This window comes from Roseateles sp. (assembly GCF_047654805.1).
GTDB lineage: Bacteria > Pseudomonadota > Gammaproteobacteria > Burkholderiales > Burkholderiaceae_C > Pelomonas.
This window is the reverse complement of the sequence record NZ_JASGIV010000001.1, coordinates 549,402-563,146: the sequence shown is the minus strand read 5'-3', so window position 1 is coordinate 563,146 and position 13,745 is coordinate 549,402. Positions and strand designations below refer to the sequence as shown.

The window sequence follows — 13,745 nt, the reverse complement described above, 5'->3', positions numbered from 1 at the left end:
TCTGTTTCTCTTGAAGATCGCCAACACTCGGGGATATTCCCGATGTTTTCTAGATGAGACAGCCAACACAGCCTCGTTGCGCGAGAACATAATTCCATTAGTTTAGTAAACAACAAAGAGACAAGATGGCCCTGCCGGCCGTGCGCTTCCCCTCGCCATGAAAGCCCTGCTCGCACAGGTGGCGCTGGCCCTCGGCCTCGCGGCGGGCGCGCCGCTGGCCCAAGCCTCGCGCCTGGTCATCTGGATGGTGGGCGACGACAAGACGCCGCAGCTCATGCAGCCCGCCGTCGCGGCGTTCCGTGCAGCCCATCCGGGCGTTGCCGTCGAGGTGCGCGACGTACCCTGGGCCGACGCGATGACCAAGTACTCGGCAGCCCTGGCCAGCCGGCGCGGGCCGGACCTCGTGACCGGCAGCACGTCCTACGCGATCGCGCTGGGCGCCAAGGGCGCGCTGGTGGACCTGAGCGAGGCCGCACCCGACCTGGCCCGCCAGTTGGAGCAGCATGCCAACCCCGGTGCGCTGCGCGCCATCCGACGAGCCGATGGCCGGCTCTACGGCGCGCCCTTCGACATGCATGTGCAGCTGCAGTACTACCGCAGCGACCTGGTCGCCGTTGCGCCCGCCGACTGGGAAGGATTCCTCGGCGTCGCCCGCGCGCTGCGCAAGCAGGACCACGGCTTCGCGCAGCAATGGGGCAACACCAGCTGGCTGGGCTTCTACCCCTATCTGCGCCAGGCTGGCGGCACGGTCTACGACGAGGCCTGCCGGCGCGCCGTCATCGACAGCCCCGCGGCCGTCCGCGCGCTGACCTATTACTCGCGCCTGTACCGCGAGCTGCAGGCGCCTACCGACGCCTGGCCCGATGCCGACGGCGGCCTGGAGAGCGGTCGTTACGGGCTGATGCAGTCCGGCACCTGGCTGCTGTCGCGCATGGACATGGTGCACAAGGGCCTGGCCGGGCGCTGGGCCGCCGCACCGCTGCCCGCCGGCCCGACGGGCAGGCGCACGGCGGTGCTGGGCGGCACGGTACTGGCCATCACACGCTTCTCGCCCAATCGCGAGCTGGCGCTGGACTTCATGCGCACCGTCTACCAGCCCGACGTCACGCGCCGCATGGCCGAGGCGGCGCTGGCCTATGGCGGCATGTGGCTGCCGTCGGGCCGGCAGGACCAGATTGCCAGCCTGCCGCTGCCCCACCGCGACGCACTGCTGGCCCAGCTGGCCGATGCCGAAGGCCCGCCGCCCTGCCCCGCCTGGATGCGGCAGGACTACCTCCTCACCCGCGCCGTGCAGCGCGTCGTGCTGGCCGGCGGCGACCCGCAGACCGAGCTCGGCCGCGCCGCCACCGTCATGAACCGCGCGCTGGAGGCCCGGCAATGACGATCTGGCGCCGCCACGGTCGCCACCTCAAGGACGGGCTGCTCGTCGCCCCCTTCTTCGCGCTCTTCGGCCTGTTCGGCATCTGGCCCGTGCTGCGCTCGGCCTGGCTGAGCTTCACGGACTACCACGCCACCGACGCCCCGGTCTTCACGGGTCTGCGCAACTACGCGGAGCTCTTCGCCGACGAGCGCTTCTGGACGGCGCTCGCCAACACCGCCGCCTACATGGCCTCGGTATCCGTCGTCGCAGTGGGGCTGGGGTTGCTCCTCGCGCTGAACTTCGGCGGCAACTCGCGCCTGCACCAGTGGGTACGGGTGGCCTTCTTCCTGCCCGCCGTCGCCGGCGGCGTAGGCGCCATCTCGGCCTGGAAGTGGCTGGTCAACTCCGAGGCCTACGGCCTCTTCAACAGCCTGCGCGCCGCACTGGGCCTGGAGCCTGCCCGGTTCCTGGGCGACCCGCAGTGGACGCTGCCGGTGCTGGTGCTGGTCGGCGTCTGGTCGGTGCTGGGCTACAACCTCGTCATCTTCGTCGCCGGCCTTCGCGCCATTCCCCTGGAGCTGTACCAGGCCGCGCGCCTGGACGGTGCATCGCGCTGGCAGCAACTGATGCACGTCACGCTGCCCAACCTGCGCCCCACGCTGGTCTACGTCAGCGTGACCGGCATGGTCGCCAGCTTCCAGGTCTTCTACGAGCCCTATCTGCTCTATGGCGCCGTGGATACGCTGGGCGGTCCGCTGGACTCGGCGCTGATGCTGGTCACCTACTTGTTCGACCGGGGCTTTCGCCACCTCGACCTGGGGCTGGCCTCCGCCGCCGCCTGGGTGCTGACGACGCTGCTGTTCGGCCTGACCTGGCTGAACCTGCGGCTCATCGGCCGCGAGGACCGGCGATGAGATGGACCGTCATCCTCAAGGCACCGCTGTGGCTTTTGGTGCCGGCGATGCTGCTGCCCTACTACTGGATGGCCATCGGCGCCTTCAAGAGCGTGGCCGAGCTGCTTCGCCAGCCACCCACGCTGTGGCCGCAGCTCGCCACCTCGCGCAACTTCTTCAACCCCGACTGGGCGGGCACCACGGCCGACCCCGAGCGCCTCGCCGGCATTCTGCAGGTCAGCGTCGAGGGGCACGGCTTCCTGCGCTTCTACGCCAACAGCCTGCTGGTCACCGTCGTCGTCACGGTCGTCAGCCTGCTGGCCGCGTCGCTGGTGGCCTTCGTGCTGACCAAGCGGCCCTTCCCTGGCAGCCGCTGGCTGTTCCGGGCGCTGCTGCTGTCCATGATGCTGCCGTGGGAGGTGACCATCGTTCCCAACTTCGTGACCGTGGCGCAGCTGGGCTGGATCAACACCTATGCTGCACTGCTGGTACCGGGACTGGCCAAGGCCTTCGTCGTCTTCTATTTCCGCCAGGCCATGCTCGCCGTGCCTGACGAACTGGTCAGCGCCGCGACGCTGGACGGCGCGGGCAGCCTGCGCATCTGGTGGAGCGTCGTCCTGCCCATGCTCAGGCCAGCACTCGCGGCCATCGCCATCCCGGTGGCAGTGGGCGAATGGAACAACTTTCTGTGGCCGCTGCTCGTCGTCAACGACGCGGCCACGCTGACCCTGCCGCTGCAACTCGGCAAGATGGCCGGCGACCTGAGCTTCAATCCGCAGTCGGCCGCCGTGCTGATGGCGGGGTCGCTGCTCGCTTCGCTCCCGGCCATCGTGCTGTTCCTGCTGTTCCAGAAGCAGTTCGTGGCCGGACTGCAGGCAGGCGCAACCAAGGGCTGAAATGAATGTACTGAAAGGATTTGTGTTGGCTCTGTCTTTGATGCTGCCGGCCGCGGGCCAGGCGGCCGATCCGCGGCTGCAGGCCGTCATGCAGCGGCTGCAGGCCGGCGAGCCCGTCACCGTCGCCGTCCTCGGCGGCTCCATCACGACCGGCTATGCCGCCCAGCCCCCACGCGAGCGTGGATGGGCGGCGCTGCTCGCGCGCTCGCTGGGCCCCAAGGTCAGGCTCGTCAATGCCGGCGTCAGCGGCACGGACTCGGCGGCCGGCGTGCAACGGCTGCAGCCCCACGTACTCGACGCCCAGCCCGACCTCGTCATCGTCGAGTTCGGCGTCAACGACCAGTGGCTGGACCCCGCCGTGCGCGGCAGCAGCTTCGAGGCCATCCTGCGCCGGCTGCTCGGCGCAAAGAAGCCGCCCGCCGTCGTCGTGCTGGGCCTCACGCAGCAAGGCAACCAGGCGCGCGACGCAGTCGACGGGCAGCTGGAGCTGGCCGCGCGCTACGGCCTGACCACGCTTGACTTCGGCCGCTGGATGCAGGCCCGCGTCGACGCCGGCGAGGATCGCTGGGCGACGCTCTACGACGAGCCCGTCCACCCCAACGCCACCGGCCACCAGCGCATTGCCCTCGCGCTGGCCGAGACGCTGCGCGCCGCGGGCGGCCCGGTCGCGACGCGCCCCCAACCCCAAACGCTGCCCCAAACACTGCCCGAGCCACTGCATGGCCGCGCCCACGAGTTCACGCGCCTGCTCACCGGCGAGACGCTCAAGCCCTACCAGTTGCACGGCTTCGCCCGCGGCGGCGCGGTGCATCCCGAGTGGGCCGGCCAGCAGCCTGGCTGGGTCAGCACCGTCGACGACGGGGAGGCGCATTTCCTCGTCTACGGCAGCGAAGTGGCCGTCTTCCACGCCGAGAGCGAGCATTACCGCAACCTCGAGGCCCGCGTCGACGACGGCCCCTGGGTCACGCTGCAGGGCCACGTCCCCGAACGCCGCGGCTACCTTGGCTGGCACTACAGCGTGGTCGCCCGCGACATCGAGCCCACGGCCCACCTGCTGCATGTGCGCGTCAGGCGCGACGAGTGGGCCGGCAGCGGGCGGGCGGCCAGCTTGCTCGCCGTCATGTCGGCCGGCATCTATCCGGCCGCGCTGCGGTCCAGCGACTTCGCGCGCGAAGCTCCCAACAACCGCATGGGCCAGATCCCGGCCGACGACGCCCGGCTGCGCTGGGTCGGCCGCGTCGGCCCGGGGCCCATGCCCCACACGCGACTGATGGCCTGGAGCGGCAGCGAACTGCGCGCCCGCTTCACCGGCCGCGAGCTGACGCTGGAGTTCTCGTCCACGCACTGGGGTACCAGCCATTTCACCGTCGAGATCGACGGCCGCCGCCACGCGCTGGCCGTGCCCGGCCAGGGTTGGACGGCATGGCGGCTGCGCGAGCCGCTGGGCGACGGCCCGCACACGCTGCGCCTGGTCAAGCGCACCGAAGGCTCCATGGCAGAGGTTGCCTTGCACGGCCTGCGGCTGGCCGAAGGCGCCCGCCTGCTGGAGCCACCGCCCGCGCGCCCGCTGACGCTGGCCTTCTACGGCGACTCCATCACCGCCGGCGCCTGCAACGGCGACCTCGCCGACGACCAGTACGAGGACCTCTACTTCCACGACGGCACGCGGGCCTATGGCGCCCTGACGGCCGAGCGGCTGGGCGCGGACTACGTCGGCATCGCCGTCAGCGGCATCGGCATCACCGCGACCTGGCACGACCTGCTGATGCCCGACGTCTGGGACCGCTTCGCCCCGCGCAAGGACGCGGCCCACGCGCCTCCCGAGTCGCCCGCGCCGGACGTCGTGCTGCTCAACCTCGGCCAGAACGACCACGGCTTCCCAGCCTCCAAGGGCCGCCCCATCGCGGCGGACTTCGCCGAGCGCTACCTCGCCTTCGTGCGCCAGCTGCGGGGCCGCTACCCGCAGGCCAAGCTCGTGCTGCTGATGGGCGGCATGTCCGCCCCACGCGAGCAGCCAGCCATCCCCCACGCCGTGCAACGTGCCGTGCAGACGCTGCGCGACGAAGGCGACGCCCGGGTCTGGAGCTACCGCTTCGAGGCCTTCGCCTGGGCCCACCCGCGCATCGACGTGCATGCCCGCATGGCCGACGAGCTGACTCGCTTCCTGAACGACGAGGTGCTGAAATGATCCCTGTCCCCGACATGCGCCAGCCCGAGGCGCTGTGGGCCCACATGCGCCACACGCTGGCCTTCTACGCACCGCGCGTGAAGGACGCCACCGGTGGCTGCTTCCAGTTCTTCAAGGACGACGGCAGCATCTACGACCGCCGCACCCGCCATCTCGTCAGCAGCACGCGCTTCGTCTTCAACCATGCGCTGGCCTGGCGCTGGTTCGGCGGGCCGGCCGCGGACGTGGCGCACGCGCTGGACTTCGTCAACCGGGCCCACGCCCAGCCGGGATCCGCGCCTGGCGGCTACGCCTGGGTGCTGGACTGGCACGACGGCCGCGCCACCGTCATCGACGGCACGAACCACTGCTACGGCCTGGCCTTCGTGCTGCTGGCCCACTCGCATGCCAGCGAGGCCGGGGTCGGCGGCGCCCGTGAAGGCATCGCCGCCACGTTCGAGCTGATGGAGCGCCGCTTCTGGGAACCCGCCCACGGCCTGTATGCCGACGAGGCGACGCCGGGCTGGCAGGTCGGCACCTACCGTGGCCAGAACGCCAACATGCACGCCTGCGAAGCCATGCTGGCTGCCCATGCCGCCACCGGCGAAGCACGCTACCTGGAGCGCGCACTGGTGCTGGCCACCTCCATCGCGCAGCGCCAGGCCGCGCTGGCAGGCGGCCTCGTCTGGGAGCACTACCGGGCCGACTGGACGCCCGACTGGGACTACAACCGCAACGACAAGACCAACATCTTCCGGCCCTGGGGTTTCCAGACGGGCCACCTGACGGAGTGGGCCAAGCTGCTGCTGATGCTGGAGCGCCGGCTCGGTGCGGCGGCGCCCGAATGGCTGGCGCCGACCGCACGCCACTTCTTCGACACGGCGATGCGGCACGGCTGGGACGAGACGCACGGCGGCCTCGTCTACGGCTTCGCCCCCGAAGGCGAGGTCTGCGACGCCGACAAGTACTTCTGGGTCCAGGCCGAGAGCCTCGCTGCCGCCGCCTGGCTGGCCGTGCGCACGGGGGACGACGCCTACTGGCAGTGGTACGACCGGATCTGGGCCTATGCCTGGCAGCACTTCGTCGACCACGAGCACGGGGCCTGGTACCGCATCCTGGCACCCGACAACCGCAAGCTCACCGACGAGAAGAGCCCGGCCGGCAAGACCGACTACCACACGATGGGCGCCTGCCAGGACGTGCTTGCCGCGCTCGGCGTGCAGCCGCCCGCCAAGGAGGCCCCATGAAACGACTGCTCTGCATGGCCCTGCTGTCGGCCGCGGCCGCCCACGCCGCGCCGCTTGAATGGCGGGGCATCAGCCTGTCCAGCGCCGAATGGGGCGAGAAGCTGCCCTTTCCCGGCGTCTACGGCAAGGACTACGTCTACCCCAGCGTCGCCAGCACCGCCTACTACCAGTCCAGGGGCATGAACCTCATGCGCGTGGGTTTTCGCTGGGAGCGCCTGCAGCCCGCGCTGATGGGCGAGCTGGATGCGGCCGAGCTGGCCCGCCTGCGCGAGTTCGTCGACGGCACGACGGCCCGCGGCCTGCACGTGCTGCTGGACCCGCACAACTACGCCGCCTACAAGGAGGTCCACATCGGCAGGCCCGAGGTGCCCTACGCCGCCTTCGCGGACTTCTGGCGCCGGCTGGCCCTGCAGTTCAAGGACAACCCCCGGGTGCAGTTCGGCCTCGTCAACGAACCCCGCAACATGCCCACCGAGACCTGGGCCCAGGCTGCGCAGGCCGCCGTCGACGCGATCCGCAAGACGGGCGCCACCAACCTCATCACGCTGCCCGGCAACGGCTACACCGGCGCGTGGAGCTGGTTCGAGAGCACCTGGTACGGCACGCCCAACGCCGAAGTGATGGGCCGGGTGCGAGACCCGCTGGAGCACATGGTCTACGAGGTGCACCAGTATTTCGACAAGGATGGCTCCGGCACCCATGCCGAATGCGTCAGCCCCGAGATCGGCGCCGAGCGGCTGAAGCGATTCACGGCCTGGCTGCGCCAGAACAAGCGCCGCGCACTGCTGGCCGAGCTGGGCGGCGGCGCCAACGCCGTCTGCGAGCAGGCGGTGCGCGGTGCGCTGCAGCACCTGCAGGACAACGCCGACGTCTGGACGGGCTGGCTGTGGTGGGCGGGCGGCCCGACCTGGGGCGACTACTTCCTGTCGCTGGAACCCAACACCGACGGCCGCGACAAGCCCCAGATGCGCTGGCTGGCGCCCTTCCTACCCGTCCGGCCGTGACGCCGTGCACACAGGAATGAGCTCATGACGAAAGCTTTGTTGGCGTTTTTGTCATCCACCACCAGACTTGCGGCGTTGCAACCTGCATCGACAGCTTCCGCCCCACTCCGATGTGTGAGCTCTTCGCCCTCAACAGCCATCAGCCGGCCGCCGCCACCTTCTCGCTGAGCGGCTTCGCCGCCCGCGGTGGCCGCACCGCGGACCATGTCGACGGCTGGGGCGTGGCGTTCCACGACGGCGAGCGCTGCGAGGTCAGCGTCGAGGACCGCCCGGCCGCCGAATCGGCGCTGGCCAGCCACTTCGGTCGCCACCCCGTGCGGGCGCGCAACATCCTGGCCCACATCCGCAAGGCCACCCAGGGCGCCCGCGCCGTGGAGAACTGCCACCCCTTTCGCCGCGAATGGGCCGGCCGCACCTGGGTCTTCGCCCACAACGGCGATCTGAAGGACTTCCACCCCGCCCTGGACGGCGGCTTCACGCCCGCCGGCCAGACCGACAGCGAGCGCGCCTTCTGCTGGCTGATGCAGCGCCTGCAGCAGCGTTTCGGCGACGAGTTGCCCGGCTGGCAGGAGCTGGCCGGGACCCTGACGCCCTGGATCCACGAGATCGCGGAGCACGGCCGCTTCAACCTGCTGCTGACCGATGGCCGCGCGATGCTGGCCCACGCCTCCACCAAGCTGCACTGGCTGCAGCGCCGCCCCCCCTTCGGCCATGTCTCACTGCGCGACGGCGACCTCAGCGTGGACCTGGCCACCGTCAACAACCCGACGGACCGCATGGCGCTGGTGTCCACCGAGCCGCTGACCCACGGCGAGGCGTGGCAGGCGTTTGCCCCGGGCGAGGTGCGCGTGTTCGAGCAGGGCGACTGCGTTTTTCTCAGCGAAGGCGTGGCCGAGCTGGCCGCAGCCTGACTCAGGCCGCCGCCAGCGCCTCGTCCACCAGGCTGCGCGCCTGCAGCAGCAGCCGCTGCAGATGGGCCTCGTCGCGGAAACTCTCCGCATAGATCTTGTAGATGTCCTCGGTGCCCGAAGGCCGAGCGGCGAACCAGCCGCCGGCCGTGCACACCTTGATGCCGCCGAGGGCCGCGCCGTTGCCCGGCGCCTGGCCCAGCACCGCCGTGACGGGCTCGCCGGCCAGCTCCTCAGCCTTCAGGTCCGTCCCCGCCAGCCCGGCCAGGCGCGCCTTCTGCTCGCGCGTGGCCGTGCCTTCGACGCGGTCGGCATATGGCGTGCCAAGGTCGGCCGTCAGCGCTTCGTAGTAGCGGCCCGGATCGGCGCCGGTGCGGGCCGTGATCTCCGCGGCCAGCAGCGCGCTTGCGATGCCGTCCTTGTCGGTCGTCCACACGCGGCCGTCGCGGCGCAGCAGCGACGCACCGGCACTTTCCTCGCACCCCAGGCCCAGGCTGCCGTCCAGGAGGCCTGGCGCAAACCACTTGAAGCCGACCGGCACTTCAAACAGCGGGCAGCCCAGGCGCCGCGCGACGCGATCGATCAGTGCCGTCGTGACGACGGTCTTGCCGATGGCCGTCTCCGCCCGCCAGCCGGGCCGGTGACGCAACAGGTAGTCGGCCGCGACACTGAGGTAATGGTTGGGCGGCATCAGCCCGGTGCTGCGCGCGACGATGCCGTGGCGATCGTGGTCGGTGTCGCAGGCGAAGGCCACATCGAAGCGGTCGCGCAGCTGCGTCAGCCGGCGCATGGCCCAGGGTGAGGACGGGTCCATGCGGATCTTGCCGTCCCGGTCCAGCGTCATGAAGGCGAAGCGCGGGTCCACTTCGCGGCTGACGACGGTCAACGGCAGGCGGTAGCGCTCGGCGATGGCCGGCCAGTAGGCCACGCCCGCGCCGCCCAGCGGGTCCACGCCCAGCCGCAGGCCCGCCGAGCGGATCAGCTCGAAGTCGATGACCTGCTCCAGCCCCGCGACGTAGCTGCCGAGGAAATCGTGCTCATGGCAGTTGCTGGAGGCCAGCGCACGCTCGGCGTCCTGCCGCAGCACGCCCTTGAGGCCCTGGCGCAGGTAGCCGTTGGCCGCGGCCTGGATGGCGGTGGTGATGTCGCCGTCCGCCGGCCCGCCATGCGGCGGGTTGTACTTGAAGCCACCATCGCGCGGCGGGTTGTGCGAGGGCGTCATGACGATACCGTCGGCCCGCGCCCACCCCTCGCGGCCGCGGTTGTAGTCCAGGATGGCAAGCGACACCGCTGGCGTCGGCGTGAACTGCCCCGCCGGCGCCAGCATGACCTGCACCCCGTTGGCGGCCAGCACCTCCAGCGCCGTCAGCGTGGCGGGGCGTGACAGCGCATGGGTGTCGGCGCCGAGGAAGAGCGGGCCGGCGATGTCGAGCTGCCTGCGGCGGTCGCAGATGGCCTGGGTGATGGCGAGCACATGCCATTCGTTGAACGAGCCATCCAGCGACGAACCGCGATGGCCGGACGTGCCGAAGCTGACTTGCTGCTCGGCGCAGGCCGGGTCGGGCTGGCGGGAGAAATAGGCTTCGCGCAGGGCTTCGGCGTCGATGAGGACGTCGGGCGGCGCCGGCTGGCCGGCCAGGGGATGGGGCATCCGGGCTCCCGTCGTTGGACAACGCAGCCATGCTGACCGGCAAGGCGCGGTCTAGGAGCCGGACGGCATCGCCGACGCGTGCAGGCCACGACCTACAGCAGCGGCGCCGCCTCGGGTCAGGTCACGGGCGCCGGATTGAACAGCACGAGGCTGTTGTGCAGCTTCCAGTGCTCGGCCCAGGTCTTCTTGCGGCCGCTGGCCACGTCCAGCAGCAGGCGGAACATCTCCCAGCCCATTTCCTCGATGCTCGCCTCGCCGTCGGCGATGCGCCCGGCGTTGACATCCATCAGGTCGTGCCAGCGACGGGCCAGGTCCGAGCGCGTGGCGACCTTCACCACCGGGCACTCGGCCAGGCCGTACGGTGTGCCGCGCCCCGTGGTGAAGACGTGCAGGTTCATGCCGGCGGCGAGTTGCAGCGTGCCGCAGATGAAGTCGCTGGCGGGCGTGGCGGCGTAGACCAGGCCGCGCTGGTCGCGCCGCAGCTTGTCGCCGGGCGACAGCACGTGGCTGATCGCCGAGCTGCCGCTCTTGACGATGGAACCCATGGCCTTCTCGGCAATGTTGGACAGGCCGCCGGCCTTGTTGCCGGGCGTCGTGTTGGCGGCGCGGTCGACGCGGCCGCGGTCCAGGTAGCGGTCGTACCAGCCCAGCTCGCGGACGATGGCCTCGGCCACCTCGGAGGTGGCTGCCCGGCTGGTCAGCTGTTCGACGGCGTCGCGCACCTCGGTGTTCTCGCTGAACATGATGGTGGCACCGGCGCGCACCAGCAGGTCGGCGCAGAAGCCCACCGCCGGGTTGGCAGTCACCCCGGAGAAGGCGTCGCTGCCACCGCACTGCACGCCGACGACCAGCTCGCCGGCCGGCACGGTCTCGCGCCTGCGGGCGTTCAGGCGTTCGAGGTGGGGCCTCGCGCTGCGGACGATGTCGTCCAGCATGGACATGAAACCCACGTGCGCGTCGTCCTGCAGGCAGACGGTCTCGGGGCCGGCGCCGGCGTCGCGTTCGTCCGCGATCGGGAACGATCCGGGCGGCAGCAACCGCGCGGGCTGCAGCTTCTCGCAACCCAGGCTGACCACCATCACCTCGCCGCCAAAGTTGGGGTTCAGCGAAATGTTTTTCAGCGTGCGGATGGGGATGACGGCGTCCGGTGCATCGATGGCCACACCGCAGCCGTAGCTGTGCTCCAGGCCGATGACGTCATCGACGTGGGGATAAAGCGGCAGCAGCTCGGCCTTGATGCGCGCCACGGCCTGGGCGACGACGCCGGCCACGCACTGCACCGTCGTCGTGATGGCGAGGATGTTGCGCGTGCCCACCGAGCCGTCGGCATTGCGATAGCCCTCGAAGGTGTAGCCCTCCAGCGGCTCGGCGGTGGGCGGCTTCACGGTGGCGATGGGCAGGCCCTCCAGCGCGCGGGCCGACGGCATCTGCAGCAGCCGCTCGTGCACCCAACTGCCTGCGGGAATGGCCTTCAGCGCATAGCCGATGGGCACGCCATAACGCAGCACCACCTCGCCCTCGGCAATGTCGCGCAGCGCGACCTTGTGGCCTTGCGGCACCTTGTCCCGCAGCACCAGGCCGGCGCCGGGCACGCCCTGCGGCAGCCGGGTGCCCAGCGGCAGCCCGCCGTCGTTGGCGACGATGGCCACGTTGTCCTCGTCGCGCATGCGCAGGGTCAGCGGGGGGCGTTGGGGAGAAACGGCATTCATATCCGGCGTCGGAGTGGCTAAAGTGCAATGCATGGTGTTGTACGTCGTCTAGTTGTCGTACAACCACTCCCACTTTAGACGGCTCAATCGGTTCAAAACCCCGGGAAAACCCGCGAATGCACGCTCCACTCACCCGCCGCCGGCCACGCACGCTGGCCCTCGAACTGGTCGATTCGCTCGGAGACCGCATCCGCGCCGGCCAGCTGCAGGCCGGGGACAAGCTGCCCACCGAGGCTGAGATCATGGAGGAGTTCGAGGTGAGTCGCACCGTCGTGCGCGAGGCGATCTCCAAGCTGCAGGCGGCGGGCCTCGTGGAAACACGCCACGGCATCGGCACCTTCGTGCTCGGGCCCGGCGACGGGCCCTCTTTCAAGATCACGCCGGAGCAGTTCAGCACGCTGCAGGACGTCATCGCCGTGCTGGAGCTGCGCATCGGGCTGGAGACCGAGGCGGCCGGCCTGGCGGCGCAGCGGCGCAGCGAAGCCAACCTTGCCGCCTTGCGCAAGGCACTGGATGCGGTGATTGCCGCCGTGGAAGCCGGCCAGGACTCGGTGGCGGCCGACTTCCAGTTCCACCTCGAGATCGCCCGCGCCACGCAGAACAGCCACTTCACCGACCTGATGGCAACGCTGGGCGCCCAGATCATCCCGCGCGCCCGGCTGGAGCCTGCAGCCGACATGAGCGGCGAGCGTCTGGCCTACATGCGACGCGTGAACACGGAACACGAGAACATCCTCGACGCCATCGCTAACCAGGACGCCGAATCGGCGCGTGCGGCCATGCGCACCCACCTCAGCAACAGTCGGGAACGCCGCCGCCGCGCACAGGCCGACGCCCGCTGAGCCGCAACGGCGGCATGTAAAGCGGCCCTTCATGCGGGTTTTCACCAATCTCAACAAATTTGACCCAAGTTGTACGATGACCTACAACTTAAACCATCGACGCCCCCGCATCGTCGAATCCCAGTCATCCCATCACTTCCGGAGACCCCATCCATGTCGCCCCAAGAGCTCAAGGCCGTCCTGCAGGCCGGCCTGCTGTCCTTCCCGCTGACCGACTTCGACGCGCAGTTGAACTTCGCGCCCAGGTCCTACGCCGAGCGCCTGGAGTGGCTGCAGCCCTATGGTGCCTCGGCGCTGTTCGCGGCCGGCGGCACGGGCGAGTTCTTCTCGCTGGAGCCTGGCGAGTACAGCGAAGTCATCAAGGTGGCCCTGGACACCTGCCGCGGTCGCACGCCCATCCTGGCCGGCGCCGGTGGCGGCACCACGCTCGCCATCAAGTACGCACAGGAGGCCGAACGACTTGGCGCGCAAGGCATCCTGCTGCTGCCCCACTACCTGACCGAAGCCAGCCAGGAAGGCCTGATTGCCCACGTCGAGGCCGTCTGCAAGAGCGTCCGGTTCGGCGTCGTCGTCTACAACCGCGGAGCCTGCAAGCTGACGCCCGCCTCGCTGCAGGTCCTGGCCGACCGCTGCCCCAACCTGATCGGCTTCAAGGACGGCCTGGGCGACATCGAGAAGTTCGTCGCCATCCGCCAGACGCTGGGCGAGCGCTTCGCCTACCTGGGAGGCCTGCCCACGGCCGAAGTTTTCGCTGGCGCCTACAAGGCCATGGGCTGCCCGGTCTACTCGTCCGCCGTCTTCAACTTCATCCCCGCAACGGCGATGGCCTTCTACAAGGCCCACGCGGCCAATGACACCGCGACCTGCGACCGCCTCATCCGGGACTTCTTCCTGCCCTACATCGCGCTGCGCAACAAGGGCGAGGGCTATGCGGTATCCATCGTGAAGGCCGGTGCCACGCTGGTGGGCCACAGCGCCGGCCCGGTGCGCCCGCCGCTGTCCGACCTGGCGCCCGCCGAGGTCGACCAGCTCGGCGCGCTGATCTCCAGGCTCGGCCCACAGTAAGCC

Annotated in this window: 11 protein-coding genes; 9 read left to right on the top strand and 2 right to left on the bottom strand. The window is 70.1% G+C overall.

The window, feature by feature from the left end:
* Positions 1-157: 157 nt before the first annotated feature.
* The 7 genes from QM732_RS02590 to QM732_RS02560 all read left to right on the top strand — a co-directional run bounded on the left by QM732_RS02590 (position 158) and on the right by QM732_RS02560 (position 8,478).
* The gene (locus tag QM732_RS02590) at positions 158-1,381 is read left to right on the top strand and encodes an extracellular solute-binding protein (RefSeq protein ID WP_415654654.1); all 1,224 of its coding nucleotides are present in this window, start codon (positions 158-160) and stop codon (positions 1,379-1,381) included.
* Complete coding sequence (locus QM732_RS02585) at positions 1,378-2,274, top strand: carbohydrate ABC transporter permease (protein WP_415654653.1); 897 nt, start codon at positions 1,378-1,380, stop codon at positions 2,272-2,274. The genes QM732_RS02590 and QM732_RS02585 overlap by 4 nt, the downstream gene beginning before the upstream one ends.
* On the top strand, positions 2,271-3,149 hold the full coding sequence (locus QM732_RS02580; protein ID WP_415654652.1) for a carbohydrate ABC transporter permease: 879 nt from the start codon (positions 2,271-2,273) through the stop codon (positions 3,147-3,149). Before QM732_RS02585 ends, QM732_RS02580 begins: the two co-directional genes overlap by 4 nt.
* A 25-nt stretch (positions 3,150-3,174) precedes the next feature.
* On the top strand, positions 3,175-5,337 hold the full coding sequence (locus tag QM732_RS02575; protein ID WP_415654651.1) for a GDSL-type esterase/lipase family protein: 2,163 nt from the start codon (positions 3,175-3,177) through the stop codon (positions 5,335-5,337).
* Complete coding sequence (locus QM732_RS02570) at positions 5,334-6,563, top strand: AGE family epimerase/isomerase (protein ID WP_415654650.1); 1,230 nt, start codon at positions 5,334-5,336, stop codon at positions 6,561-6,563. The genes QM732_RS02575 and QM732_RS02570 overlap by 4 nt, the downstream gene beginning before the upstream one ends.
* Complete coding sequence (locus tag QM732_RS02565) at positions 6,560-7,567, top strand: glycoside hydrolase family 5 protein (RefSeq protein WP_415654649.1); 1,008 nt, start codon at positions 6,560-6,562, stop codon at positions 7,565-7,567. Before QM732_RS02570 ends, QM732_RS02565 begins: the two co-directional genes overlap by 4 nt.
* A 110-nt stretch (positions 7,568-7,677) precedes the next feature.
* Positions 7,678-8,478: a class II glutamine amidotransferase gene (locus QM732_RS02560; RefSeq protein ID WP_415654648.1), complete on the top strand. Its 801-nt coding sequence runs from the start codon at positions 7,678-7,680 to the stop codon at positions 8,476-8,478.
* A 1-nt stretch (position 8,479) separates the two neighbouring features.
* On the opposite strand, the gene pgm is transcribed toward QM732_RS02560, so the two are convergent.
* Both pgm and garD read right to left on the bottom strand, forming a co-directional pair.
* Positions 8,480-10,126 carry a phosphoglucomutase (alpha-D-glucose-1,6-bisphosphate-dependent) gene (pgm, locus tag QM732_RS02555; RefSeq protein ID WP_415654647.1) on the bottom strand — a complete coding sequence of 549 codons (1,647 nt, stop codon included), beginning with the start codon at positions 10,124-10,126 and terminating at the stop codon, positions 8,480-8,482.
* Positions 10,127-10,242: 116 nt separating this feature from the next.
* Positions 10,243-11,835, bottom strand: a complete 1,593-nt coding sequence (gene garD, locus QM732_RS02550) for a galactarate dehydratase (RefSeq protein WP_415654646.1) — start codon at positions 11,833-11,835, stop codon at positions 10,243-10,245.
* 116 nt (positions 11,836-11,951) lie between these two features.
* Here garD and QM732_RS02545 point away from each other — a divergent pair, with 116 nt between their 5' ends.
* Both QM732_RS02545 and kdgD read left to right on the top strand, forming a co-directional pair.
* The gene (locus QM732_RS02545; protein ID WP_415654645.1) at positions 11,952-12,677 is read left to right on the top strand and encodes a FadR/GntR family transcriptional regulator; all 726 of its coding nucleotides are present in this window, start codon (positions 11,952-11,954) and stop codon (positions 12,675-12,677) included.
* Between the two features lie 153 nt (positions 12,678-12,830).
* Positions 12,831-13,742, top strand: coding sequence for a 5-dehydro-4-deoxyglucarate dehydratase (gene kdgD, locus QM732_RS02540; protein ID WP_415654644.1), 912 nt, complete (start codon positions 12,831-12,833; stop codon positions 13,740-13,742).
* The last annotated feature ends 3 nt before the right edge of the window (positions 13,743-13,745 follow it).

Excerpts from the sequence above, each read along its gene's own strand:
- QM732_RS02560 (WP_415654648.1), top strand. The coding sequence starts at position 7,678 with ATGTGTGAGCTCTTCGCCCTCAACAGCCATCAGCCGGCCGCCGCCACC.
- kdgD (WP_415654644.1), top strand. The coding sequence starts at position 12,831 with ATGTCGCCCCAAGAGCTCAAGGCCGTCCTGCAGGCCGGCCTGCTGTCC.
- pgm (WP_415654647.1), bottom strand. The coding sequence starts at position 10,126 with ATGCCCCATCCCCTGGCCGGCCAGCCGGCGCCGCCCGACGTCCTCATC.
- QM732_RS02565 (WP_415654649.1), top strand. The coding sequence starts at position 6,560 with ATGAAACGACTGCTCTGCATGGCCCTGCTGTCGGCCGCGGCCGCCCAC.
- garD (WP_415654646.1), bottom strand. The coding sequence starts at position 11,835 with ATGAATGCCGTTTCTCCCCAACGCCCCCCGCTGACCCTGCGCATGCGC.
- QM732_RS02570 (WP_415654650.1), top strand. The coding sequence starts at position 5,334 with ATGATCCCTGTCCCCGACATGCGCCAGCCCGAGGCGCTGTGGGCCCAC.
- QM732_RS02585 (WP_415654653.1), top strand. The coding sequence starts at position 1,378 with ATGACGATCTGGCGCCGCCACGGTCGCCACCTCAAGGACGGGCTGCTC.
- QM732_RS02545 (WP_415654645.1), top strand. The coding sequence starts at position 11,952 with ATGCACGCTCCACTCACCCGCCGCCGGCCACGCACGCTGGCCCTCGAA.
- QM732_RS02590 (WP_415654654.1), top strand. The coding sequence starts at position 158 with ATGAAAGCCCTGCTCGCACAGGTGGCGCTGGCCCTCGGCCTCGCGGCG.
- QM732_RS02580 (WP_415654652.1), top strand. The coding sequence starts at position 2,271 with ATGAGATGGACCGTCATCCTCAAGGCACCGCTGTGGCTTTTGGTGCCG.